Here is a 22,916-nt window from a genome sequence, read left to right on the forward strand (position 1 = left end):
TCGGCAAGATGCTTGCACTTCCCCCTCATCATGCCAATCGCATCCGCAACGTGACGAGCCAGCGGAGAGCGTGCGATGAGCCAGTCGGGAAAGAACGGTCTGACCTACAGTGATGCGGGAGTGGACATCGACGCCGGCAATCTGCTGGTCGAGAAGATCAAGCCGCATGTGCGCTCGACCCGCCGCCCCGGTGCGGATGGCGAGATCGGCGGTTTTGGCGGCCTGTTCGACCTGAAGGCCGCCGGTTTTATCGATCCAGTTCTGGTCGCCGCCAATGACGGCGTCGGCACCAAGCTCAAGATCGCCATCGACGCCAACAAGCACGACACGGTCGGCATCGACCTCGTCGCCATGTGCGTCAACGACCTCGTCGTGCAGGGCGCGGAGCCTTTGTTCTTCCTCGACTATTTCGCCACGGGCAAGCTCGATCCGGATCAGGGTGCGGCCATCGTCGGCGGCATTGCGGCCGGTTGCCGCGAGGCCGGCTGTGCGCTGATCGGTGGCGAGACTGCCGAAATGCCGGGCATGTATGCGGGCGGCGACTACGATCTTGCCGGCTTTGCCGTTGGTGCCGCAGAGCGCGGACAGTTGCTGCCATCAGGCGATATCGCAGAGGGCGATGTCATTCTGGGACTCGCTTCCTCCGGCGTGCATTCCAACGGCTATTCGCTGGTCCGCAAGATCGTTTCGCTCTCGGGCCTTGCCTGGGACGCGACCGCTCCGTTCGGCGAGGGTACCCTGGCTGACGTTTTGATGACCCCGACACGTATCTATGTGAAGCCGCTCTTGAAGGCGATCCGCGAAACGGGCGCAATCAAGGCTTTGGCACACATCACCGGCGGCGGCTTCCCGGAAAACATTCCGCGGGTCCTGCCAAAACATCTCGCCGCCGAAATCGATCTCGACAGCATCAAGGCGCCCGCCGTGTTCTCCTGGCTCGCGAAGACCGGCGGCGTGGCTGCAACCGAGATGCTGCGCACCTTCAACTGCGGCGTCGGCATGATCGCCGTTGTGTCGGCTGCGGATGCCGAAAAGGTCACAGCCGCTCTCGAAGCCGAAGGCGAGACCGTCTTTGCACTCGGCCGCATGGTCGCTCGAGAAGAGGGTGAAGCCGGCACCATCTACAAGGGTACGCTCGCCCTATGACGTCTGCTTCGGCAAAAAGCGCGTCGTCGCCTTTATCTCCGGCGGCGGCTCGAACATGCTGGCGCTGGCACGCGCAACGCAGGCTGCCGACTATCCGGCGGATATCGTTGCGGTATTTTCCGACAAGGCTGATGCCGGCGGGCTTGCCAAGGCGGAAGCTCTGGGCATCCCCACATTCGCCTTTCAGCGCAAGGATTATGCCAGCAAGGACGCGCATGAAGCTGCCATTCTTGCCGAACTCGACCGCCTCTCGCCGGATATTCTCTGCCTCGCCGGCTATATGCGGCTTCTGAGCAGCACCTTCATCAATCGCTACGAAGGCCGCATCCTCAACATACACCCGTCCCTGCTGCCGCTGTTTCCCGGTCTGCACACACATCAACGCGCAATTGATGCCGGCATGACCGAAGCCGGATGCACCGTGCATTTCGTTACCGAAGGCATGGATGAAGGGCCTGTCGTTTTGCAGGGCACTGTGCCTGTGCTGAGCGACGATACGGCGGAAACGCTGGCCGCCCGGGTGCTGCGCGTGGAGCACCTTCTCTATCCGCAGGCCCTTCGGCAGGTTGCGCAGGGTAAGGTCAGGATGCAGGATGTAGCTACGGTTCGCTCTGCTGCCAGGGCACTGAATACAAGAACACCCTAAAGTGGCAGAAAAAACAGGGTAAATACCGAAAATATACTGAAAATTTACCATACCCGACGAAATTGGATGAAACATTTCATCTCCGGCACTGCTGCGTGCCCATCTTCGGGAATTGGTCATGAAGCTTCTCTCCAGCCTTCTCGCGGGCGCTGCGATCCTCTGCACCAACACGGCACAGGCCGGTGACTTCTATAGCCCCGTGACCGAGGGACCGGTATCGATGACCTTCGATGTCGGACTTGCCAATATCTATGCCGAAGAGAGTGTCTTTAACGGCGGCAGCACGATCAGCCGGCTCGATTGGGAATCCAAGGGCGTCACGCTTCTGCGCGGTTCGCTCAGCATCGAGGTGGCTCCCGACTGGACCGTCCGCGCGGAAGGCAAGACCGGCATGGACGGTGATGGATACATGACGGACTACGACTGGATCGCTCCCCATGCGACCGGACAATCGGACAACGACTGGAGCCACCGCTCCCTCCACGACGACACCCGCCTGGACCACTACTATAGCGGCAGCCTGGAACTAAACCGCACATTCGTCAATGACAATGGTCGCTTCGCCAGCCTTGGTCTTGGCGGACGCTACAGCGAAGTGCAATGGTCCGGCTATGGCGGATCCTACATCTACAGCACGAATGACTTGCGCGACACGATCGGCGACTTCAACGATGGCGAAAAAGTCATAACCTACCGCCAGAAAATGCCGGTCGCCTATGCCAATGTCCGGGGGTCGCAGACCTTGGAGACTGGACGCTCTCAGGTGGTCTGGAAGCTGGCGCCCTGATCCGTGCGAAGGCACCGGACGATCACTGGTTGCGCGACCTGCGCTTTACCGACAGTTTTGATCTCGCCGCCGTCTACGGTGCCAATGCCGCTATTGCCTACAACCTGACGCCAAATATCTCGCTCTACGCCAACGGCGCTTTCGAGATGACCGACTTCGGCACCGGCGACACGCACATCCGCAACACCACGACCGGCGCGTCAGCCGAGTTCCAGGATACCGCGGGCGCAAAATTCTCCACCGCCTCGGTCAGCCTTGGCTTGAAGGGGAAGTTTTAGATAGCCTTTTGACCACAACCGACCTCGAGTTGGTCAAGTCTGAGCATAAAGGTCATAGATCGGACCGGGCGACTGCCGAAGAACCGGCGGTCGTAGGGATAGCTCTTGCGGTCGTTATCCATCGTCTTCGATTTCGCTGGCGTATACTAAGCCTCTTGCGACAAACGTGAAGAAGTCCTCGGAATCAATTTCGAATGTCGGACCAGCCATATCGAGACAGAAAACGCCGTCGCCGAGGGAGGGGCAAAGGCAATATCGCCAAGAGGCAGCAGAGTCTGCAACCATATCGCATCGGCGGGAATTCGATCCCGTTTCGGCTCCTTGCCTGAAAACCATTTGGACAACTTTTGGTAAGGCACACCGTTGTAAATCTGGAACGACTGATTCTGTTCGACTGACGCTGCCGGCTCAGGCTCGTAGATGTAAGAGCCAGTCTTTGTCGATCCTGTGCCGACAGCACGAATGAACGCGAGATACTGTTTTGAAATCCCAGGGTATTGCGCAGCAATGCTTTTTAAGACGTCATCAGCGACCGGTGTTAGCGTGGATAGTTCGCCTTCGCGGTCAAGCTCAAGCAACTCTGTGATTGTCATTCCCATAAATTCAATCCCTGCTTGTAACTGATACTCACAGCCGATTCAGCAAATCGCAAGAACATGCCGGTGGAGCATCGCCCATTGCAGAAGCATGATCGTCTTTGCATCGCAGATTTCGCCGCTGCCGATCATGTCCATGGCATCGACCAGCGAGACTTCCATCACCTCGATATCCTCATCCTCGTGGGCGGCGCCACCACCCTCCTCAACGCGCTGCGTCGCATCGATGATCGCGGCGAAGAAGTGGATGGTTTCGGTGACGGCGCCTGGGCTCATGAAAGCCTGGAAGAGCGGCCGGACGTCCGTCACCAAATAGCCCGTCTCCTCCATGACCTCGCGGCGGATGGCTTCGGCCGGATGGTCGCCATCGAGAAGGCCGGCGGGGGTTTCCAGAAGCCAGCCGGAATGACCGTTCAGATGCGTCGGCATGCGGAACTGGCGCACCAGGATGACGCTTTCGCGCTTCGGATCGTAGAGCAGGATGGTCGCGCCATTGCCGCGGTCATAGACTTCGCGCTTCAGCTTCTTCGTCACGCCGTTCGAGTCGGTATAGTTGAAGGTGACGTTGCGCAGGTGGTACCAGTTCTTCGAAAGGGTCTCATCCTTGAGGATCTCGACCTTGGCATCTTGGAATTTCGTCATTCTCAATCCTTGCGCAGCCAGACGCGGTTGTCGTGAAAGGCCGCCCCGCCATAGGGGGCGGCGGCATCGGCGCCGGTGAGCACGTTGATGCCCTCGCCGTCCAGATGGGCATCGTTCGGCCAAAGCCCCTCGGCGATCACCACGCCGCGCCGCGTGCCGCCGCCGATCGTGGCATGCAGTCGGATTTCGCCGCGCAGGTTGCCGATCCGCACGACGTCACCGTCCGTGATCCCCAGCACTGCCGCGTCCTCGGCATTCAGCATCAGTTCCGGTCGGCCTTCCTTGATCACGGAGGACGGGGTTTCAGCGAAGGTCGAGTTCAGGAAGGAGCGCGCCGGCGAAGTTGCCAGCCGGAACGGATGGACCGCATCCGCGACCTCGATCAGATCGACATGATCGGGAAATTCCGGCAGATCGCCGTAAGGCCCTGCGCCCCCATCGATTTCGGCGGCCGGTTGGGCGCCGGCGTGCCGGTCCAGTCGGCCTTGAAGCGGAATTTTCCGTCCGGGTGACCGAAGCCGTGGACGAAATGCGCCGTCTCGAAATCCGGCTGCACGTCCAGCCACTTGTCCTGTTTCAGCTGGTCGTAGCCGATGCCGTAATGAACGAGAATATGGTCGATATGCTCTCGCTCGCGGAGCCCGAAGCCGGGCCTGTCGGAGACACCGAGCCGCTTGGCCAGTTCCTCGATGACGAAGAGATTGCTGCGCACCGTCGATGGCGGCTCGACGACTTTGGGGCCGAGCAGGATGTGCTGGTGGCCGCCGCCACGGTAGAGATCGTCATGTTCGAGGAACATGGTGGCCGGCAGCACGATATCGGCGAGCTTGGCCGTATCGGTCATGAAATGCTCGTGCACGGCGACGAAGAGGTCGTCGCGCAGGAAGCCCTGCTTCACCAGCCGTTGTTCGGGCGTCACATTGACCGGATTGGTGTTCTGGATAATCATCGCCGTTACGGGACCGCGGTGCCGCAGCGCATCCGCATCTCCCGTCAGCACACGGCCGATCTGCGACTGGTCGAGCATTCGGATTTCAGGGTCGAGCATCGCCGTGCCGACAAGTTCGCGCTTGTCGAACTTGAAGATGTCATTATTCGAATGGAAGGCGCCGCCACCCTCGTGTTTCCAACTGCCGAGCACGGTCGGGATCGAGGCCGCCGCATGGATGGCGACAGCGCCGTTGCGCTGGCGGGTAAAGCCATAGCCAAGCCGGAAGTATGTTTTCGGCGTCGTGCCGACGAGCTTTGCAAAGGCTTCGATCTCTTCGACCGGCAGGCCTGTGATATCCGACGCCCAGTCCGGCCTGCGCGTCTTCAGATGCGCTTCAAGTCCCGCCGGATCATCGGCAAACTTCTCCATATAGGTCCGGTCGGCGTAACCGTCGCGAAAGGCGATGTGCATGACGGCGCAGGCAAGTGCCGCATCCGTTCCCGGCTTCAGGATCAGGCCCATGTCGGCCTGCTTGATCGTCGGGTTGTCGTAGATGTCGATGACGACGATCTTCGCCCCGCGCTCCTTGCGTGCCTTGACCGCATGGGTCATGACGTTGACCTGCGTCGAAACCGCGTTCGTGCCCCAGATCACCACGCAATCGGACTTCGCCATCTCGCGCGGATCGGGGCCGCGCAGGGCGCCAGTCGCCATCGACATGCCGGTCCAGGCCATGTTGGTGCAGATCGAACCGAAGAAGCCGGAATAGCGCTTGGCATGCCTGAGCCGCTCGATCGAATCGCGCTGCACCTGCCCCATCGTGCCGGCATAGAAATAGGGCCAGACCGCTTCAGAGCCATGTTGCTGCTCGGCCTTGATGAAAGCATCCGCGATCTCGTCGAGCGCTGCTTCCCAAGAAACCTCCTGCCAGCCGCCCTCGCCCTTGCGACCGACGCGCCGTCGCGGCACCATCAGCCGCCCGGGGTGATAGATCCGCTCGGAATAGCGCGCCACCTTGGCGCAGATGACGCCGGCAGTATAGGTGTTGGCGCTCGCACCGCGCACCCGCCCGATCCGTCCGTCCGGCTGGATATCCACCTCCAGCGCGCAGGCGGAGGGACAGTCATGCGGACAGACCGTATGGCCAATGGATTTTTCTGCTAGGATGGGGCTCGCAACGTTCATGGCTTTTCTATATTGCATCGCGAAAGCCTCTCAAAGAGCCATTCTCCACCCATCTCAACAATTCATCGGGACGATCAGCAGCTGTCATGAATTATCGTCACGCCTATCATGCCGGCAATTTTGCCGATGTCCTGAAACATGCCGTGCTTGCGCGGCTGATCACCTATCTGAAGCAGAAAGACAAGGCGTTCCGGGTGCTCGACACCCATGCCGGGATCGGCCTCTACGATCTCACCAGCGAGGAAGCCCAGAAGACCGGTGAGTGGCGCGACGGGATCGGCAAGCTTTTGGCAGAGCCCCTGCCCGCCAAGGTCGCCGCCGTGCTTGAGCCCTATCTCCAAGCTGTGCGCGATCTCAATTCGGAAGCGGACGGCACTGTCACGCTCTATCCCGGCTCGCCGAAACTGACGCGCATGCTGATGCGACCGCAGGACCGCCTCTCGGCGATGGAACTGCACCCGGACGATTACGAGACGCTGCACCGCCTGTTCGACGGCGATTTCCAGAGCCGCATCACCGAGCTGGATGGATGGCTGGCGCTCGGAGCGCATCTGCCGCCCAAGGAAAAGCGCGGCCTCGTGCTTGTCGATCCGCCCTTCGAGATCGATGGCGAGTACGAGCGGATGGTGGAGGGGCTGGGCAAAGCCTATCGTCGCTTTTCCGGCGGCACCTTCTGTCTCTGGTATCCGCTGAAGCAGGGTGCGCCGATTGCCGCCTTTCATGAGGCGCTAAAGGCGCTGGAAATACCAAAGATGCTCTGCGCCGAGCTTTCGGTGCGCAGCGAGCGCGACACGACCGGACTTTCCGGCTCCGGCCTGATCATCGTCAACCCACCCTTCACGCTGAAGAGCGAACTCGACACCATCCTGCCCTTCCTGAAAGACCGCCTGAAACTTGATCGCCATGCCTCCTCCCGGGCCTTCTGGCTGCGCGGCGAGGAAAGCATCGATCGCTCCGAATGGGAGTGATATCAAGCCTGCCACCAACACTTTGCAGGCTCCGGAGATGACCATGTTTCGATCTTTCCAACGCGTGTTGCTTATTTTCCCCGCACTGCTGCTTTGCGCCTGCGACAATGGCCCGACGGCCAAGCAAGCTTCAGAGCAGGTGCAGCGGCAGCAACCAGCTGAAAAGAAGGCCGTGGAGCCGCAACACAAGGCACAGCGTGCCCGGGTCGCCGTGCCGATCGGCACGGGCTTTGACTACTACGTTCTTTCCCTTTCCTGGTCGCCGACCTGGTGTGCGGGCAACGACGTTTCGGGGCGAACGGAGCAGTGCGCGGCGGATGCCAGCCACGGCTTTATCGTGCATGGCCTCTGGCCGCAGAACGAAACCGGATTTCCCGAATATTGCCGCACCAGCGAATCGGACCGTATCCCCGAACGGCTCGGGCGGACCCTTTTCGACATTATGCCGTCGATGGGCCTGATCGGCCATGAGTGGCGCAAGCATGGCAGTTGTTCAGGGCTCACCCAGAAGGACTATTTCGCGGTGGTACGCGCCGCGTGGGACAGGCTGGAAATTCCACCGGCGCTGAAATCGATCGTCAGGCCGAAGGAGGCGGCAACAGACGACATCGAGACCGCCTTCCTTGCCGCCAATCCGGGACTTGCGAAAAATGCCATTGCCATCACCTGCGAGGCGCGCTTTCTTGAGGAGGTTCGCATCTGCTACAACAAGGATCTCAGCTTCCGTTCGTGCCCTGCTGTCGATGCACGCAGTTGCCGAAGCAAAAGCGTCACCCTGCCACCGATACCCTGAACAGGACCATTCCACGCCAAAACCTTAGAAGCCAGAAAGACTCGCGATGAAAATCCTCTATTCGCCCGCCTCGCCCTATTCCAACAAGGTGCGCATGGCCGCGCACTACGCGGGGCTTTCCGCCGAAAGCGTGCTCACCGACACCAATGCCAATCCGCCGTCGCTGATCGCCAGCAATCCGCTCGGCAAGATCCCGACGCTGGTGACCGATGACGGGAAGTCGATCTATGACAGCCGGGCGATCCTGCATTTCGTCGATCGCGAGACCAAGGGCAAGCTCTACCCGCGCAATCCGGCCAAGCGCACCGAGGTGGAAATTCTGGAAGCGCTCTGCGACGGCATCTGCGACAGCCTTCTCGCCATCGTCTACGAAAAGCGGTTTCATCCGCCGGAAAAGGTGCACCAGCCCTGGATCGACCGGCAATGGGAAAAGGTGGTGCGCGGCCTGGATTATCTCAACGCCAACCTGCCGAAGACCGCGGCCAAGCTGCATGCCGGTCACTTCGCGCTGGCCGCCATGCTGACCTATCTGGAACTGCGCTTCACCGGTGAATGGCAGAAAGGTCGGCTAAAGCTGAAGAACTGGCCGCAGAAATTCCAGAAGGCGTTTCCGGACCATGTGAAATTCCGGACGTAAACTATTTGTAGTGTTCCAAAGGCAGCAAAAAGGCCGGATCGCTCCGGCCTTTTCACATTCATCAATCGGTCGATGATCAGAACTTGACGCCCATACCGACGCGGACGCTGTGTTCGTCGTAACCCGACGAAACCGTGCCGCCGCCGACGTTGAAGTTCTTCGAGTTGTAGTCGCTGTAGCGATATTCGACGCGAGCCGTGACATTGTCCGTGACGAGCGCTTCGGCACCGGCACCGGCCGTCCAGCCGAGAAGGGTGTTCTTGTCGGACGAACCGCCCTGCGTGGCCTTGACGTTCGATGCAGCAACACCGGCCGTACCGTAAACGAGGACAGGGTTCAGGTCGTAGCCGACGCGACCGCGGATCGAGCCGTTAACGCCCTGTTCCATGTTCACCGTGCCGTTGTTTACGTCATTGTCGCCATAGTTCACGTCAGCTTCGGCACCGTAGACGATCGAGCCGCTCTGCATGTTGTAACCACCATAGAGACCACCGCCGGAGCCGGCCGCACTACGGTCGCCCGTCGCATTGAACTTGCCATGGGCCCAGTTCGCCGTGCCACCGACATAGGCGCCGGACCAATCCTTGACAGCCGGCTCGCTGTATTCAGCAGCCGGAGCAGCCGGGACTTCGTCGATGGCGTCAGCAGCCTGAGCTGCCGAGAAAGCGATGAACGATACGGCAGAAGCCATGAGAGTGGTGATAATGGTACGCATACTATTCTCCTTATCAAACCGATGCCCCTGGCCCTCGTGGCCTGATCTGGTGCATCGGACAAATTCTAGTTAACCCCGCCCGGTTGAGGTGAAATTGGCCTTCAATTGAGGATTCACAAGAGCCGAAATGTGAAATTTTAGTGGCACGGGCATGGCTGAAATAGGATGTTGCTTGAGCGCCACAGGCATTTCGTTAACTATAAAATAAGGTTAGTGAAAACTATACTAATTCCAGTGGAAACAATTCAATTCCGACACTTCCCGTTAAATTTTCCGAAAGGAATCGACGAGAGCGGTTTCGCATTGCACATCCGGCCCTGTATCCTTGCCGTAGAAGGTGGCGACTCGGAAAGTATGGAAAAAATCCTTTGAAGACGCAGTTGAAAACAGCGCTGGTCACCGGCGGGGCCATCCGCATCGGCCGGGCAATCGTCGAGGATCTGGCAGCACACGGCTTTGCCGTGGCGATCCACGCCAACACCTCTGTTGATGAGGCCGAGGCGCTGGCCAGCGCCATTCGTGCACAAGGCGGTCGGGCGTCCGTGGTGCAGGCGGACCTGACGGAAACCGGAGCTGTGGGCGGCCTGATGGACGAGGTCAACGCAGCCATCGGCCCGGTCGGGATTCTGGTCAACAATGCGTCGCTGTTCAAGAAGGACAGCCTTGATCAACTGGACGAAGGTGTCTGGGATCGGCATTTCGCGCTGCATGTGAAGGCGCCGTCTATGCTGGCGCGCGATTTCGCCAGGCAATTGCCGGCGGCCCATGCGGGCCTGATCGTCAATGTCATCGACCAACGGGTCTGGGCTCCAAATCCGCGATTTTATTCCTATATGTTGTCCAAGTCCGCGCTTTGGACGGCGACGCAGACGATGGCGCAGGCACTGGCTCCCGATATCCGCGTCAACGGCATCGGCCCTGGGCCGACCGTGCCCAACGAGCGCCAGAACATCGAGGATTTTCGCAAACAGGTGGATGCGCTGATCCTGAGGGCTGGTCCGGAATTTGGGGAATTCGGCCGCACCATCCGGTTTCTGTTCGACACACCGTCGATAACCGGGCAAATGATCGCCCTTGACGGCGGCCAGCATCTGGCGTGGGAAACGCCGGATATTTTGGAGATTGTGGAATGACAGGGCGTGCGCCCCAGGACGGCGGAATTCTCTACGAAGAGACCGATGTCGAGGCCGACGAAGACGAGGACCTGTCGGCCGCGCCTGAGGCGGCAGCACATGGCCCCGTGCTCGACTGGGCCGAAACCAGCGCCATTCCCGACGGCCTGCGCGGTGCCGAACTGATCCAGGAATTCGTCAAGCGCCTGCCCAACAGTCCCGGCGTCTACCGCATGTTCAACGAAGCCGGCGACGTGCTTTACGTCGGCAAGGCGCGCAGCCTGAAGAAGCGCGTCAGCAATTATGCGCAGGGTCGGGTCCATTCCAACCGGCTGACGAAAATGGTGCGGGAAACCGCCCACATGGAATTCGTGACGACGCGCACCGAAATCGAGGCGCTGCTGCTCGAAGCCAACCTGATCAAGCGCTTAAGGCCACGCTTCAACGTGCTTCTTCGCGACGACAAGTCTTTTCCCTATATCCTCGTGACCGGCGACAGCCGCGCGCCGGCACTCTACAAGCATCGCGGCGCGCGCAGCCGCAAGGGCAGCTATTTCGGCCCCTTCGCCTCCGCCGGCGCGGTCGGCCGCACGATCAATTCGCTGCAGCGCGCCTTTCTGCTGCGCACCTGCACCGACAGCGTCTTTGAAAGCCGCACAAGGCCTTGCCTGCTGCACCAGATCAAGCGCTGCGCCGCACCCTGCACCCATGAGGTCAGCGATGCCGACTATGCCGAGCTGGTCAGCGAAGCCAACGACTTCCTCTCAGGCAAAAGCCAGGCGGTCAAAGCCACGATCGCATCGGCGATGAGCGAGGCCTCCGAAAATCTCGATTTCGAGCGGGCCGCCCTCTACCGCGACCGGCTGGCGGCGCTGTCGCATGTGCAGAGCCACCAAGGTATCAACCCGTCCGGCGTCGACGAAGCGGACGTCTTCGCCATTCATCACGAGGGCGGCGTGTCCTGCATCCAGGTGTTCTTTTTCCGGACCGGGCAGAACTGGGGTAATCGCGCCTATTTCCCCAAGGCCGACCCGTCGCTACCGCCGGCGGAAGTGCTCGCCGCGTTCCTGGCGCAATTCTACGACGACAAGCCCTGCCCGCGGCAAATCCTGCTCTGCGAAACGGTCGAGGAGCAGGAGCTTCTCGGCGCCGCCCTGACGGAAAAATCCGGATACAAGGTTTCAATTCTCGTGCCGCAGCGGGGCGAGAAGAAGGATTTGGTCGATCACGCGGTCGCCAATGCCCGCGAGGCGCATGGACGGAAGCTTGCCGAGACAGCCTCGCAATCGAAGCTGCTGGAAGGCTTTGCCGAAACCTTCAAACTCTCCACCGTGCCGCGCCGCATCGAGGTCTACGACAACTCGCATATCATGGGCACCAATGCCGTCGGCGGCATGGTGGTTGCCGGGCCGGAAGGCTTCGTAAAGGGCCAGTATCGCAAGTTCAACATCAAATCGACCGACATCACGCCCGGCGACGACTTCGGCATGATGAAGGAAGTCATGACCCGGCGCTTCTCGCGCCTTTTGAAGGAAGAGGGCAAACCCGACCGCACGGTGGAGGCAATCGAGGATTCACCCTTCCCCGCATGGCCCGATGTCATCCTGATCGACGGCGGACAGGGCCAGATGACGGCCGTGCGCGCCATTCTGAAGAAGCTCGGCATCGAGGACTGTGTGACGGCGATCGGCGTTGCAAAGGGTGTCGATCGCGATGCCGGCCGCGAACGCTTCTTTCCGCCCGGCAGTCCCGGCTTTACGCTGCCACCACGCGATCCGGTGCTGTATTTCATCCAGCGCCTGCGCGACGAGGCGCATCGTTTCGCCATCGGCTCGCATCGGGCCCGGCGCAAAAGGGAAATGGTCAAGAACCCGCTGGACGAGATCGCCGGCATCGGCCCGACGCGCAAGCGCGCACTGCTCCACCACTTCGGCACCGCCAAGGCCGTTTCCCGTGCGGCTTTCAGCGATCTCCTGGCCGTTGGCGGCATTTCCGAGGCCGTTGCGCGTCTCGTCTACGATCATTTCCACGATGACGGTACAAAATGAAATCGTTTGTGACACGGTTCACCGTGGGTTCAGATGAATTCCGCCACAATTTCAGGTGATCCCTCAAAGACCGGTTGACCTTGCCGTCACAAAGTCTTTCATCTGTGCCCAAGAACATCGAGAACCCGAATCCATGGCCACGCCTGCCGCCTACAACATTCCGAATTTGCTGACATATGGTCGCATCCTGGCCATTCCGGTCATTGTCCTGTGCTTCTTCATCGAGGGCCGGTTGCAAAGCTCCGACTTCGCTCGCTGGACGGCGCTCGGGCTTTTTGTGGTCGCATCCATCACCGACTATCTCGACGGCTATCTCGCCCGCATCTGGAACCAGACCTCCAATATCGGCCGCATGCTCGATCCGATCGCCGACAAGCTGCTGATCGCCTCCGTGCTGTTGCTGGTCGCCGCAGACGGTACGATCGCCGGCTGGTCGCTCTGGGCTGCCATCATCATTCTCTGCCGCGAAATCCTCGTTTCGGGCCTGCGCGAATATCTGGCTGCGCTGAAGGTCAGCGTTCCGGTGACACAGATCGCCAAATGGAAGACGGCAGCGCAGATGTTTGCCATCGCCTTCCTGCTCGCAGGACCTGCCGGTGACAAGATTCTGCCCTACACGACGGAAATCGGCATCGGCCTGCTTTGGGTCGCGGCGGTGCTGACCATCTATACCGGCTACGATTATTTTCGCGCCGGCCTGAAGCACATGGTCGACTGATGGCCAGCGTCGATCTCGTCTATTTCGCCTGGGTGCGCGAGCGCATCGGCAAAGCCGAGGAGACGCTGGACCTACCGGCCAGTGTCGTAACGGCCGGCGACCTTTGAAGCATCTGAAGACGTTGGGCGAGGAATACGAGACGGCGCTGGAGCATGAGAACGTCATCCGGGTGGCGTTCAACCAAGAGCATGTCGATCACCGCGAACCGATCGCCGGCGTGCGCGAAATTGCGCTGTTTCCACCGATGACTGGGGGTTAACCCCATGTCCGGGGCTCCGATCCGCGTCCTTGTCCAGCGCGAGGACTTCGACCTTGCAGGGGAAGTCCGTGCGCTTTCTGAAGGGCGCCATGACATCGGCGCCGTCGTCACGTTTTCCGGCCTTTGCCGCGACGAGGGCGGAGCGCTGGGGGCGCTCGAACTCGAGCATTATCCGGGCATGGCAGAGGTCGAGATCACCCGGATTTGCAACGAGGCCGTAGAACGCTTCCATCTGCAGGCTGCAACGGCGATCCATCGCTACGGCAAGATTGCGCCTGGCGAAAACATCGTTCTGGTCATCACCGCCGCCCCGCACCGGCAGGCGGCCTTTGATGGCGCAAATTTCATCATGGATTTCCTGAAAACCGCCGCGCCCTTCTGGAAGAAGGAACACGGCGCAGACGGCAGCGCCGGCGGCTGGGTCAGCGCAAAGGATGCCGACGACAGCGCGAGAGAGCGCTGGACGAAAGCCTGATCACGGCTGGAATTTTTCCCGCCGGAAAAGCACCAGAAGCAGAATCAGCAGCGAGAAGATCGCAAAATCCCGCCAGAGCATGGAGCCGTAGGCGCTCCAGAGCGTTTCAGCGAGGCCCATCACGGCAGCACCGGCCGCCGCCTGCAGCGGGCTGGTCTGGCCACCGATCGCCGCGATGAACAGCACCTTGACGCCGAAGGTAAGGCCCGCGCCGAAATCCATGTTGCCGTAATAGGATGTCGCCAGAATGCCGGCAACCGCGGCGAGCAGCGCCGAAAACGCATAGGCCGATACGAACACCCGACGACCATCGACGCCACACAAGGCGGCAGCGCCGGGATCGTCGGACACCGCCCGCCATGCCCTGCCCCAGGATGAGCGGGCGAGGAACAGCGCGCAGCCGGCAACAAGCCCCAGCATGACTGCCGTGTTGAGCATCTGGATGAGCGTCAGCGTCACAGGGAAGCTTGCATCGCCCCACAGAACAAGGGGAACGTTGAGAAAGGGCGGCAGCCAGAGGCTACGGGTATCGGCGGCGATGCGCGACAGCTCCATCAGTACCAGCGCCACACCGAGTGATGCGACCACCACCGTATTGGCCGATGTATCGACAAGCTTGCGCATCACCGATCGGCCGATCAGCAGTCCGGCGCCGCCGGCATAGACCAACGCGAGAACCGCTGCAAAGGCGAGAGCTGCCGGCAGGACGAGCCAAAGCTTGTTCCAGCCGAAATCGGCAAACAGAAGGAATATCTGGCCCGCAAAGCCGAACAGCGCGCCATAGGTGAGATCGGCCCGCCGCGTCACGGCAAAGGCGATGGCATAGCCGAAGGCGAGCAGCGCATAGAGCGCTGCGACAGGCACGGCATTGGCGAGCTGCTGGAGAAAATAGGCCATGCGGCGTTCCGATGATGACATTTTCATTATAACTGGTAAAATGCGTTTTACCAGTTAGGATTTGCTATGACGTTTTCCTGGACACCGCATCGATTTTCCGGTGGCACGCTGGCGCTCGACGTCGCCAATTCCGTGATCCTGCGGTTTGATCCGGAGCGGCGAACCGACCGCTACGCGGATCACACGGCAATGGATGCCTTTGCCGATGCGGCCAATACCCACTGCGCAGACGCCGGCTTTTTCGGCCGGCTGACACCGGTGAAACCGGACAATCGCAAACGCTTTATCGATCTGCGCGAGAGGACGGACGCCCATTTCCGGGCCGAGGTGCTTGGTCAATCCACACCGGCGCACCTCGCTGACCTGCTCGACGCCGTTTCCGCCGTGATCCGCCGCTCGGGGCCGGGAAAGGACGGCATGCCGCTGGATACGGCGACGGCACGGTCCGCGCTGATGCTGGCGACCCATCCGGAGCCGCAGCGCGTGAAGATCTGCGCCAATTGCCAGTGGCTGTTTCTCGACCGCAGCCGAAATCGCAGCCGCATGTGGTGCGACATGGCCGTCTGCGGCAATCGCGCCAAGGCGAAACGCCATTATGACAGGCAGAGAGGAGGCTTAGCCATGCGTTTACGAACAGTCATTGCCATGATGCTGGCCGTCGCGGCGCTTGCCGGATGCCAGCGCGAGACGAATCCGGACATCCTGAAACTGACCGGCAAGATGTTCGTTTTCAACTACCGGCTGGCCTATGCCACCTACATGATCGTTCTTTCGAAAACAGAACCGGTGCCCGAAGGCAGCACCGTGGTGGCCACCTTTGAAAACCCGGCCGGTGGCCCGCCGCTAACGATGGAGCGGAAGCTCTTTGCAAAGCTCGACAAGGTCGTGCTCGAAAGCGCCGACATCACCTGCGTGAAGAAGGAGCAGCCCTACGGGGTGACGATCGAGGTGAAGGGGCCTGATGGCACGATCCTCCAGACGCTCGAAACCACCGTGACCTCCAAGCTCGACCAGAGTATTCTTCCCGCAAAGGCACTGGTCGTTGGTCCAGGCTATGACAAGAACCCGGAGGTCTTCAAGGACGGCAAGGCGCCGGCGCGCTTCGAGACGGCAAAGTGCGGCTGAATAAAGCCCGTTGCCCGCCCGTCCCGTCAGGCATAGGATTGGCCTGCCGGGCATATTCGCTCCATCGGATGCCCGTGACGTCGGGAGATTGCCATGCCGCGCCTGTCGGTTGCAGTGCTTGCCGCATTGATTGCTCTTGCCTCCCGGACACCCTCCGGTGCCGCTGACGATCCGCGCTGTTCGAAAGACGCATTGCTTTCGCTTGTCGATACGGCGCTGTCCGACCAGCCATCGGTACACAGGCTTGCTGCCCGACACTACGGCGCCCGCCCGGCCTTCCTCAAAATCCGCTACGGCGAACTGACGGAAAAAGAAGGCGCGGCGCTGTTGAACGGACTGCTGGATGCCAAGGTGCGTGGCGCCGACGAACTGGCGCTGGCATGGTCGATCCATTGGATCGGCGACCATCAGGCCCTGCCCCGGCTTGCCAAGGATCGCCTCGATACGTTGACCATCTCGCTACCCATCTCCGCCATCCGCGCGCTCCTTCTGACGAGGAGCGGTGCCGATATCCTGATGGATCGCATTGCCGCAACACCGAAGGAACGCCTGGGTGGAATAGCGCAGGCGATCATGACCGCCATCATCGACCAGCCGGATGCGCTGAAGGAGAAGATCGCGCTTGCCGCTGAAAAGCGGAATATCCCGCTGATCTCCGACCTCATCGCCGCCCAGCTCGTCGCTACGGAAAAAACCCGGAAGCCTGGGCGGGGTTCATCTCGCGACGCCCTCCCGGCAGCAATATCGAAGACCTGACACGCATTGCATACTGGGTACCGGCTTTCGTGGGAAATCCGCGCTTGAAAATGAGCGCGGAAACGCCGGACGCGGCCGAGAGCCGGGCCGGCATCCATGCGACCGTGATCGGGACATCCCTCGAACCCGAATTCTCCTTCCTCAACACCTATCTGAACCAGACGGGCGATTTCAAATCGCCAGCCAAAGCGGCAACCGCTGTCAAGACCGCAGTCGAAGAGGAAAAATCCGGCGCGACGGCACGTTCGATGCCGCCTGGCTGATCGCCTATCGCACCCTTGTCCAGGCCACTGGCGATCGGAGCGTTGTCGATGACATGCTGGCCTCTGTGACGATACAAACCGGACGCTACGCATCCAGCGGCCACATGACCCCGCGCGACGTCATCGACCACCTGCTGGTCGTCGAGGCGTTGACACCGTATGTTCGCGGTGAAAGCCAGACGCAGCCGGAGCCGCCAGCGGAGCTTTCGGAAGCGATGAAAGGCAAATATACCGAATGGCTAGCCATGGCACAGATCGTCCGGAACGGCACGGTCCCGGCGGGGCTTGCCAACGATCCGGCGCTGCTCATCATGCTATCCGAACTTCTGTTCGCCAAGGGTGACCTCAAGGGACTGGCCGCCTTCGTGGATGCGGCACCGGCCGGCGAAGCGAGCGTCTTCACCGCGACCGATTTCGCCGCGCGGATCGACCGGCACTGCGCCTCCTATCTGTCGCACCCGGCCGAAGCCGTGCTTCTCGTATCCCTCCGGTGTGGACCGCCTTGCGGGGATTTGCCGAGATTGTGATTTTGCGCTCTTGAGAGTGGACTTAAGAGCGCAATGAGGAACTATGGCACAGGCCATTTTGCTGACGGGTCAAGAACGGCGTCGTCGTTGGTCACCGGATGAACGGCTGGAAATTCTGGAAGCAGCATTTGCTCCGGGGGCAAATGTCTCGGCAGTAGCGCGTCGTTTTGATGTTTCGACGGGGCTGCTCTACACGTGGCGGCGCCAAGCGCTGTCTGTGAAAGTTGGGCCGGCTTTCGTGCCAGCGACTGTCCTGGACGTTCCTGGCGACGGCGATGGTGGTGCGGCGACCATCGTTGTGGACTTTGCGAACGGTATCAAGGTGAGGATTGCGTCCGGGGCGCCTTGTGATCTTGCCGCAGCAGTGATGCGTGCGCTCAAATGATCCCGATCAGTTCGAGCGTGCGGGTTTGGATTGCGAGCGGCCATTGCGATATGCGCAAGGGAATGCAGGGCCTGGCTCTGATCGTGCAGGAAGGTCTGGGTCGAGACCCGTTCAAGGGTGACGTTTTTGTCTTCCGCGGGAAAAGCGGCCGGCTGATCAAGGCTCTTTGGCATGACGGAATTGGGCTTTCGCTATACGCAAAGCGGCTCGAGCGCGGCCGTTTCATTTGGCCGACGACGGAGGGTGGAGCGATTGCGCTGACGGCTGGCCAGATGTCCTATTTGCTTGAGGGAATTGACTGGCGAAACCCGCAGCAGACATGGCGCCCGACGAGCGCTGGATAGTGTTTTTGGGCGGGATTTGCCGCCATTGGCATCAAGAAAACCTATGCAAATCAGTGGTTTTGTGATTGAGTTCGAGCATGGAAACCGGCTCGGAAAATCACCGTGATCATGCCGCTGCCCTGGAGGCAGAGCTGGCGACAGCGCGGGCGGAACGGGCTACAGCCTTGGCCGAATTGGCTGTTGCCAAGGCCAAGGAGGCCGACGATCAGGCCATCATTCTTCGCCAGAAAGTCTATATCGAAAAGCTGCAACGGGAACTGCGCGGTCAGAAGTCGGAACGTACGGCACGGCTGATTGCGCAGATGGAGCTGATGCTTGAGGACGCCGAAGCGACGGCGACCGAAGATGAGCTTGCCGCCGAAATGGCCGTTGCTGCAGCGGTTGCGGTCACCGGCTTTACGCGCAAGCGGCCGGTCAAGAAGCCATTTCCGGAACATCTGCCGCGTGAGCGTGCCGTGGTGCCAGGCCCGGTTACCTGCAGTTGCTGTGGCGGTGAACGGCTTCGCAAGCTCGGCGAAGACATCACCGAAACGATGGAGAGCGTACCGCGGAGCTGGAAGGTCATTCAGACGGTGCGGGAAAAGTTCACCTGCCGTGACTGCGAGAAGATCAGCCAGGCACCTGCACCCTTCCATGTCATACCGAGAGGGTGGGCTGGTCCGAGCTTTTTGGCGATGATGCTCTGCGACAAGTTCGGCCAGCACATTCCCCTCAATCGCCAGGTCGAACGTTTTGCCCTGGAAGGTGTGCCGATCAGTCTGTCGACTGCAGCAGACGCGATTGGCGCGTGCTGCCAGGTCCTTGACCCGCTGGTGCGGCGGATTGAAAGCCATACGTTCGCGTCTGAACGGATCCACGGTGATGACACGACCGTGCCGGTTCTCGCTCTCGGCAAGACCGTCACCGGTCGGATATGGAGCTATGTCAAGGACGATGCTCCGTTTGGCGGTACGGCGCCTCCGTCGGCGATGTTCTATTATTCCCGGGACCGGGCCGGCGAACATCCACAGGCGCATCTGGCCAACTATAGCGGTATCCTTCAGGCGGATGCCTATACGGGCTATGGCCAGCTTTATCTTCCTGATCGAAGTCCGGGCCCGATTCATGAGGCGGCGTGTTGGGCGCATGCCAGACGACCATTCTTTGCGCAAGCCGATCTGGAGGCCAACGCGCGCCGAAAAGCGCAGGGTAAAGGTGCCGCCGTCATCTCGCCGGTCGCCTTGAACATGGTGCAGCGGATCGACGCATTGTTCGAAATCGAACGCCATATCAATGGCCGCACTGCAGATGAACGAAAGGCAATCCGCCAGCAGTTGTCAAAACCGCTGATCGGCGACATGGAGATATGGATACGCGAACACCGCGCCCGGTTGCCGCGCGACAATGACTTGGCAAAGGCGTTTGACTACATGCTGAACCGTTGGGAATCCTTCACCCGCTTCCTCGACGACGGGCGTATCTGCCTGTCGAACAATTGCGCGGAGCGCTCTCTGCGCGGTGTGGCGCTCGGACGAAAAGCCTGGCTATTTGCCGGTTCCGATCGCGGAGGACAAAGGGCAGCGGCCATGTACAGCCTGATCGTCACCGCGAAAATGAACCGCATTGACCCACAGGCTTGGCTTGCCGATGTTCTCGCCCGCATCGCCGATCATCCAGCCAGCCGCCTTGATGAGCTTCTCCCTGGAATTGGCGGAAAACCAAGACCTCGCCACTGAGGCAGGCAGCCTGATGGCAGGTCCTCTCGTTCGCTTGAAGATCACGCTCGATGACGTTGATCCCTTGGTGATGCGGCGCGTTGTCGTCCCATTCCGCATTCGGCTTGACCGGCTTCATGAAGTTCTTCAGGAGGCTTTCGGTTGGACCAACAGTCATCTGTATGAGTTCAGGATCCGTGACATCGGGTTTGGCGTGCCTGATGGTGACTTTGATGGTCCCATCGATGCACGCAAGGAAACGCTTCTTGCTGCCATCGAAGATATCGGCGCGAAATCATTCAAGTACCTCTATGACTTCGGCGACGGCTGGACGCACACCGTGAAAATCGAAAAGATCTTTCCAGCGACGGCCGGCTTTGACGATCCATTCCTTCTCGAGGTTGTCGGACGGTGTCCTCCGGAGGATGTTGGCGGCCCTTGGGGCTATGAAGAGTTCCGCGAGGCTCTTGCCGACGTCAACCATGAGCGACATCAAGAACTGCTCGAATGGTGGGGAAGCTCAGACTACGACCCCGGAGAGGTCGATTCCAGAAGTCTCGGCAAAAACGTCGAAGCTCTGGCTGCGAAATGGAAACGCCGAACGCGAAAGAAGGCCTGAAACTGCGGCCTTCGGCGAATGCTTACTGCTTCTCTCGGGCCAACCGATCTTCAAGTTCGACACGAAAAACTAAAAAGGCCGAAGCGTTTCCGCTCCGGCCCTTTCATGATTCATTTCAGTCACTTCGGGCCGAAACCCTAAAGTCTTGATTCAGCCGACGATTTCGGTGCCGGAGAACCAGTAGGCGATTTCGATGGCGGCTGTTTCCGGAGCATCCGAACCGTGAACCGAATTTTCGCCGATCGACAGGGCATGCGTCTTGCGGATCGTGCCTTCGTCGGCGTTTGCCGGGTTGGTTGCGCCCATGATTTCGCGGTTCTTCAGGATGGCGCCTTCGCCTTCCAGAACCTGAACGATGGTCGGGCCCGATGTCATAGATTCAACCAGTTCGCCGAAGAAAGGGCGTTCCTTGTGAACGGCGTAGAAGCCTTCGGCTTCGCGCGTGCTCATCCAGACGCGCTTCGATGCGACGACGCGCAGACCGGCATCTTCGAGCATCTTGGTGATGGCGCCCGTCAGGTTCCGCTTGGTTGCGTCCGGCTTGATCATCGAAAAGGTGCGTTCAATCGCCATTGTCTCAATTCCTTTGGTTTTTCCGTGAATTTGGCGGTTCAATAGCCGCCAATTCCAAGCAAAACAAGAGGTAGACAGGGCATTTCGGCCAGACAGGGCGAAGTTTCACGCCGATGTCACGGAACGCCCGACGCCACCATGGAGATCAAGGCAGCGCTCGAACCAGTCCTTGACCGGGTCTCCATCGCCAAGCACGACCTTCGGCGAAACGATGCGGGCCCACTGCAGCGGCCCGAAGACGATGTAATCGGCAAAACACGGCGTCTCGCCCCCGAAAAAGCCTGCTTGCCGAGTAGCGCGCGCAAAGGCTCGAGCTTGGGCGCAAACGTCTCGATCTCGCCGGCCCCCGCCTCGACCACCGCTTCCAGGCTCTTGCCGAAGCGCGCCTCGCGGGACGTGCGGAAATAGGCCTGGTCTTCCGGACCGAGGCAATCATGGATATCGAGCACCACGAAACGCACCAGCGCCGTGTGCAGCACCGCCTGCGACCAGCTTTCGACAAACCGGCACAGCGCCTTGCCGCCCTCGCCGCCAAACAACGACGGCCGGTCCGGATAGGTCTCCTCGAGATAGAGCGCGATGGCAAAGCTGTCGACGATCAGCCGGTCGCCGTCGCGCAAAAGCGGCACGGTCTTGGTCGCCCCGCCCTCGATCGCCGGAATTTCCGTAAAGCCGACGGGCGCCGTCTCATATTCCAGTCCCTTATGCGCCAGCGAAAGCGCCACCTTCCAGACATGCGGGCTGAAGTGACGGGCGCGATCGGCGCCTGCAAGAGCATAGAGTGTACGGGTCATGGTGCCTCCGGCAATGGGAACGGTTGCCCCATGGGAGGCTAGCTGCCGCCAAAAATCAAATCAGGAAATTTCATGGATGACATCACCCCTTGCGATGCAAAGCCGCGCTAGGATGTTGCAAAGGGAGACTATCACGATGCTCGACCATTTCCGCATGTTTGCCGATTACAACGCCTGGGCCAACCGCCTCGTCTATGGCGCAGCCGCCCAACTGAGCGACGCCGAATTTCACGAAAACAAGGGCGCTTTCTTCGGCTCGCTGCACGCGACGCTCAACCACATCCTCTGCGCCGACCGCATCTGGCTGAAGCGTTTCACCGGCGAAGGCGACCCACCAACCGCCCTCGACACGATCCTCTACGACGATCTCGCCGCTCTTGCCGCGGCCCGAACGCGCGAGGACGCCCGCCTCATCACCTTCACCGCCGCCCTGACGCCGGACGCGATCTCCGGGACCTTCACCTATACGCCGATCACCAACCCCATCGAAATCACCCAGAAACTCGGCCCCTGCCTCACCCACGTCTTCAACCACCAGACCCACCACAGGGGGCAATGCCACATGACGCTCACGGCGCTGGGCAGACCGAGCCTTGGGCTGGACATGGCGTATTTTTTGCGGACGGCGGAGGGGCGGGGTTATGCGGGGTGATGGGCTTCGTCTAAAACTTGCAGGGTTTGGCAAACCGCGAAATCAACCTTTAATTCGGAGAAGTAAGGCAGCATCGCAAAACGCCGCTATCTAGTTGCGGTCCATGCTGATAGCACAGCGGCAACCGTACCGGAGAGCCGCCATGACCCCAGCCGAAAAACACCAGATCATCGTCAATGCTTTCCACAACAACCGCTACGGCGTTTCGCCGACGGCCACGCGCGGGGCGGTGGAGAGTTTTCGCGCAAGCAGGGGCTTGAGGGCAAGGAATATACCGAAGCGCTCGAATCCGCGATGGCGGCAGGCCTTGTCGCTCAGATGGCGGATTCAGGGCTTACGATCCGCAATGCC

25 protein-coding genes and 4 pseudogenes are annotated in these 22,916 nt (G+C 60.4%); 22 read left to right on the top strand and 7 right to left on the bottom strand.

What is annotated here, in order from left to right:
• The first annotated feature begins 75 nt into the window (after window positions 1-75).
• The 4 genes from purM to P6U16_RS28295 all read left to right on the top strand — a co-directional run bounded on the left by purM (window position 76) and on the right by P6U16_RS28295 (window position 2,857).
• Window positions 76-1,146 (top strand): phosphoribosylformylglycinamidine cyclo-ligase, encoded by a 1,071-nt coding sequence (gene purM, locus P6U16_RS03590; protein ID WP_277702637.1) that lies wholly within the window; start codon window positions 76-78, stop codon window positions 1,144-1,146.
• A gap of 55 nt (window positions 1,147-1,201) precedes the next feature.
• Window positions 1,202-1,792, top strand: coding sequence for a phosphoribosylglycinamide formyltransferase (gene purN / locus P6U16_RS03595; protein WP_277703991.1), 591 nt, complete (start codon window positions 1,202-1,204; stop codon window positions 1,790-1,792).
• 118 nt (window positions 1,793-1,910) lie between these two features.
• Window positions 1,911-2,579 (top strand): omptin family outer membrane protease, encoded by a 669-nt coding sequence (locus P6U16_RS28290; protein WP_349017671.1) that lies wholly within the window; start codon window positions 1,911-1,913, stop codon window positions 2,577-2,579.
• A gap of 29 nt (window positions 2,580-2,608) precedes the next feature.
• Window positions 2,609-2,857, top strand: coding sequence for an omptin family outer membrane protease (locus P6U16_RS28295; protein ID WP_349017672.1), 249 nt, complete (start codon window positions 2,609-2,611; stop codon window positions 2,855-2,857).
• Window positions 2,858-3,003: 146 nt separating this feature from the next.
• Here the strand turns inward: P6U16_RS28295 and P6U16_RS03605 are convergent, their stop codons facing one another.
• The 3 genes and pseudogenes from P6U16_RS03605 to P6U16_RS03615 form a co-directional block, all read right to left on the bottom strand.
• Entirely contained in the window at window positions 3,004-3,456 is a 453-nt protein-coding gene (locus P6U16_RS03605) for a hypothetical protein (RefSeq protein ID WP_277702638.1), read from the bottom strand.
• Window positions 3,457-3,495: 39 nt separating this feature from the next.
• The gene (locus P6U16_RS03610; RefSeq protein ID WP_277702639.1) at window positions 3,496-4,095 is read right to left on the bottom strand and encodes an NUDIX domain-containing protein; all 600 of its coding nucleotides are present in this window, start codon (window positions 4,093-4,095) and stop codon (window positions 3,496-3,498) included.
• A 2-nt stretch (window positions 4,096-4,097) separates the two neighbouring features.
• Window positions 4,098-6,229: pseudogene (locus P6U16_RS03615) on the bottom strand (molybdopterin oxidoreductase family protein).
• Window positions 6,230-6,297: 68 nt separating this feature from the next.
• Here P6U16_RS03615 and P6U16_RS03620 point away from each other — a divergent pair.
• From P6U16_RS03620 to P6U16_RS03630, 3 genes are read left to right on the top strand one after another with little or no spacing between them, the layout of a single operon-like run.
• Window positions 6,298-7,179, top strand: a complete 882-nt coding sequence (locus tag P6U16_RS03620) for a 23S rRNA (adenine(2030)-N(6))-methyltransferase RlmJ (protein WP_277702640.1) — start codon at window positions 6,298-6,300, stop codon at window positions 7,177-7,179.
• 43 nt (window positions 7,180-7,222) lie between these two features.
• Window positions 7,223-7,972: a ribonuclease gene (locus P6U16_RS03625; protein WP_277702641.1), complete on the top strand. Its 750-nt coding sequence runs from the start codon at window positions 7,223-7,225 to the stop codon at window positions 7,970-7,972.
• A 46-nt stretch (window positions 7,973-8,018) separates the two neighbouring features.
• Window positions 8,019-8,609 carry a glutathione S-transferase gene (locus tag P6U16_RS03630; protein WP_277702642.1) on the top strand — a complete coding sequence of 197 codons (591 nt, stop codon included), beginning with the start codon at window positions 8,019-8,021 and terminating at the stop codon, window positions 8,607-8,609.
• 76 nt (window positions 8,610-8,685) lie between these two features.
• On the opposite strand, the gene P6U16_RS03635 is transcribed toward P6U16_RS03630, so the two are convergent.
• Complete coding sequence (locus tag P6U16_RS03635) at window positions 8,686-9,324, bottom strand: outer membrane protein (protein WP_277702643.1); 639 nt, start codon at window positions 9,322-9,324, stop codon at window positions 8,686-8,688.
• Between the two features lie 368 nt (window positions 9,325-9,692).
• Here P6U16_RS03635 and P6U16_RS03640 point away from each other — a divergent pair, with 368 nt between their 5' ends.
• The 5 genes and pseudogenes from P6U16_RS03640 (at window position 9,693) to P6U16_RS03660 (ending at window position 13,936) form a co-directional block, all read left to right on the top strand.
• On the top strand, window positions 9,693-10,457 hold the full coding sequence (locus P6U16_RS03640) for an SDR family oxidoreductase (protein ID WP_277702644.1): 765 nt from the start codon (window positions 9,693-9,695) through the stop codon (window positions 10,455-10,457).
• Window positions 10,454-12,484 carry an excinuclease ABC subunit UvrC gene (uvrC, locus tag P6U16_RS03645; protein WP_277702645.1) on the top strand — a complete coding sequence of 677 codons (2,031 nt, stop codon included), beginning with the start codon at window positions 10,454-10,456 and terminating at the stop codon, window positions 12,482-12,484. Before P6U16_RS03640 ends, uvrC begins: the two co-directional genes overlap by 4 nt.
• A 133-nt stretch (window positions 12,485-12,617) precedes the next feature.
• Entirely contained in the window at window positions 12,618-13,202 is a 585-nt protein-coding gene (pgsA, locus tag P6U16_RS03650) for a CDP-diacylglycerol--glycerol-3-phosphate 3-phosphatidyltransferase (RefSeq protein WP_277702646.1), read from the top strand.
• Window positions 13,202-13,461 (top strand): annotated as a pseudogene (moaD, locus tag P6U16_RS03655) (molybdopterin converting factor subunit 1). Before pgsA ends, moaD begins: the two are co-directional and overlap by 1 nt.
• Before the next feature lie 4 nt (window positions 13,462-13,465).
• Window positions 13,466-13,936 (top strand): molybdenum cofactor biosynthesis protein MoaE, encoded by a 471-nt coding sequence (locus tag P6U16_RS03660; RefSeq protein ID WP_277702647.1) that lies wholly within the window; start codon window positions 13,466-13,468, stop codon window positions 13,934-13,936.
• On the opposite strand, the gene P6U16_RS03665 is transcribed toward P6U16_RS03660, so the two are convergent.
• Window positions 13,937-14,833: a branched-chain amino acid ABC transporter permease gene (locus P6U16_RS03665; protein ID WP_277702648.1), complete on the bottom strand. Its 897-nt coding sequence runs from the start codon at window positions 14,831-14,833 to the stop codon at window positions 13,937-13,939. It lies immediately after the preceding gene.
• Between the two features lie 66 nt (window positions 14,834-14,899).
• Between P6U16_RS03665 and P6U16_RS03670 the strand changes: the two are divergent.
• The 9 genes and pseudogenes from P6U16_RS03670 to P6U16_RS03710 all read left to right on the top strand — a co-directional run.
• Window positions 14,900-15,442, top strand: a pseudogene (locus tag P6U16_RS03670) (CGNR zinc finger domain-containing protein); the annotation flags it as partial.
• Window positions 15,443-15,454: 12 nt separating this feature from the next.
• Complete coding sequence (locus P6U16_RS03675; RefSeq protein ID WP_277703992.1) at window positions 15,455-15,958, top strand: hypothetical protein; 504 nt, start codon at window positions 15,455-15,457, stop codon at window positions 15,956-15,958.
• Between the two features lie 93 nt (window positions 15,959-16,051).
• Entirely contained in the window at window positions 16,052-16,714 is a 663-nt protein-coding gene (locus P6U16_RS03680) for a hypothetical protein (RefSeq protein ID WP_277702649.1), read from the top strand.
• Between the two features lie 44 nt (window positions 16,715-16,758).
• Window positions 16,759-16,977 (top strand): hypothetical protein, encoded by a 219-nt coding sequence (locus P6U16_RS03685; RefSeq protein WP_277702650.1) that lies wholly within the window; start codon window positions 16,759-16,761, stop codon window positions 16,975-16,977.
• A 65-nt stretch (window positions 16,978-17,042) separates the two neighbouring features.
• On the top strand, window positions 17,043-17,504 hold the full coding sequence (locus P6U16_RS03690; RefSeq protein WP_277702651.1) for a hypothetical protein: 462 nt from the start codon (window positions 17,043-17,045) through the stop codon (window positions 17,502-17,504).
• Window positions 17,505-17,547: 43 nt separating this feature from the next.
• Complete coding sequence (locus P6U16_RS03695; protein WP_277700678.1) at window positions 17,548-17,889, top strand: transposase; 342 nt, start codon at window positions 17,548-17,550, stop codon at window positions 17,887-17,889.
• A complete protein-coding gene (gene tnpB, locus P6U16_RS03700; protein ID WP_277700677.1) occupies window positions 17,886-18,233 on the top strand; it encodes an IS66 family insertion sequence element accessory protein TnpB in 348 nt (115 codons plus the stop codon). Before P6U16_RS03695 ends, tnpB begins: the two co-directional genes overlap by 4 nt.
• A gap of 77 nt (window positions 18,234-18,310) precedes the next feature.
• A protein-coding gene (locus P6U16_RS03705; protein WP_277702652.1) for an IS66 family transposase occupies window positions 18,311-19,962 on the top strand; the annotation gives its coding sequence in 2 pieces (ribosomal slippage) (window positions 18,311-19,910 and window positions 19,910-19,962; 1,653 coding nt in all).
• A complete protein-coding gene (locus tag P6U16_RS03710) occupies window positions 19,962-20,546 on the top strand; it encodes a plasmid pRiA4b ORF-3 family protein (RefSeq protein ID WP_277700675.1) in 585 nt (194 codons plus the stop codon). Before P6U16_RS03705 ends, P6U16_RS03710 begins: the two co-directional genes overlap by 1 nt.
• Window positions 20,547-20,696: 150 nt before the next feature.
• Here P6U16_RS03710 and ndk read toward each other — a convergent pair whose 3' ends face one another.
• Window positions 20,697-21,119, bottom strand: a complete 423-nt coding sequence (gene ndk, locus P6U16_RS03715; protein ID WP_158473587.1) for a nucleoside-diphosphate kinase — start codon at window positions 21,117-21,119, stop codon at window positions 20,697-20,699.
• A gap of 105 nt (window positions 21,120-21,224) precedes the next feature.
• Window positions 21,225-21,913, bottom strand: a pseudogene (locus P6U16_RS03720) (glutathione S-transferase family protein).
• A 136-nt stretch (window positions 21,914-22,049) separates the two neighbouring features.
• Here P6U16_RS03720 and P6U16_RS03725 point away from each other — a divergent pair.
• Window positions 22,050-22,565 (top strand): DinB family protein, encoded by a 516-nt coding sequence (locus P6U16_RS03725; protein WP_277702653.1) that lies wholly within the window; start codon window positions 22,050-22,052, stop codon window positions 22,563-22,565.
• The last annotated feature ends 351 nt before the right edge of the window (window positions 22,566-22,916 follow it).

The sequence above is a fragment of the Rhizobium sp. 32-5/1 genome (assembly GCF_029537235.1).
GTDB lineage: Bacteria > Pseudomonadota > Alphaproteobacteria > Rhizobiales > Rhizobiaceae > Pararhizobium.

Bases quoted from the DNA above. Each gene is read 5' to 3' on its own strand.
- purM (WP_277702637.1), top strand. From the start codon at position 76: ATGAGCCAGTCGGGAAAGAACGGTCTGACCTACAGTGATGCGGGAGTG.
- purN (WP_277703991.1), top strand. From the start codon at position 1,202: ATGCTGGCGCTGGCACGCGCAACGCAGGCTGCCGACTATCCGGCGGAT.
- P6U16_RS28290 (WP_349017671.1), top strand. From the start codon at position 1,911: ATGAAGCTTCTCTCCAGCCTTCTCGCGGGCGCTGCGATCCTCTGCACC.
- P6U16_RS03605 (WP_277702638.1), bottom strand. From the start codon at position 3,456: ATGGGAATGACAATCACAGAGTTGCTTGAGCTTGACCGCGAAGGCGAA.
- P6U16_RS03610 (WP_277702639.1), bottom strand. From the start codon at position 4,095: ATGACGAAATTCCAAGATGCCAAGGTCGAGATCCTCAAGGATGAGACC.
- P6U16_RS03620 (WP_277702640.1), top strand. From the start codon at position 6,298: ATGAATTATCGTCACGCCTATCATGCCGGCAATTTTGCCGATGTCCTG.
- P6U16_RS03625 (WP_277702641.1), top strand. From the start codon at position 7,223: ATGTTTCGATCTTTCCAACGCGTGTTGCTTATTTTCCCCGCACTGCTG.
- P6U16_RS03630 (WP_277702642.1), top strand. From the start codon at position 8,019: ATGAAAATCCTCTATTCGCCCGCCTCGCCCTATTCCAACAAGGTGCGC.
- P6U16_RS03635 (WP_277702643.1), bottom strand. From the start codon at position 9,324: ATGCGTACCATTATCACCACTCTCATGGCTTCTGCCGTATCGTTCATC.
- uvrC (WP_277702645.1), top strand. From the start codon at position 10,454: ATGACAGGGCGTGCGCCCCAGGACGGCGGAATTCTCTACGAAGAGACC.
- pgsA (WP_277702646.1), top strand. From the start codon at position 12,618: ATGGCCACGCCTGCCGCCTACAACATTCCGAATTTGCTGACATATGGT.
- P6U16_RS03660 (WP_277702647.1), top strand. From the start codon at position 13,466: ATGTCCGGGGCTCCGATCCGCGTCCTTGTCCAGCGCGAGGACTTCGAC.
- P6U16_RS03665 (WP_277702648.1), bottom strand. From the start codon at position 14,833: ATGGCCTATTTTCTCCAGCAGCTCGCCAATGCCGTGCCTGTCGCAGCG.
- P6U16_RS03675 (WP_277703992.1), top strand. From the start codon at position 15,455: ATGCGTTTACGAACAGTCATTGCCATGATGCTGGCCGTCGCGGCGCTT.
- P6U16_RS03680 (WP_277702649.1), top strand. From the start codon at position 16,052: ATGCCGCGCCTGTCGGTTGCAGTGCTTGCCGCATTGATTGCTCTTGCC.
- P6U16_RS03695 (WP_277700678.1), top strand. From the start codon at position 17,548: ATGGCACAGGCCATTTTGCTGACGGGTCAAGAACGGCGTCGTCGTTGG.
- tnpB (WP_277700677.1), top strand. From the start codon at position 17,886: ATGATCCCGATCAGTTCGAGCGTGCGGGTTTGGATTGCGAGCGGCCAT.
- P6U16_RS03710 (WP_277700675.1), top strand. From the start codon at position 19,962: ATGGCAGGTCCTCTCGTTCGCTTGAAGATCACGCTCGATGACGTTGAT.
- ndk (WP_158473587.1), bottom strand. From the start codon at position 21,119: ATGGCGATTGAACGCACCTTTTCGATGATCAAGCCGGACGCAACCAAG.
- P6U16_RS03725 (WP_277702653.1), top strand. From the start codon at position 22,050: ATGCTCGACCATTTCCGCATGTTTGCCGATTACAACGCCTGGGCCAAC.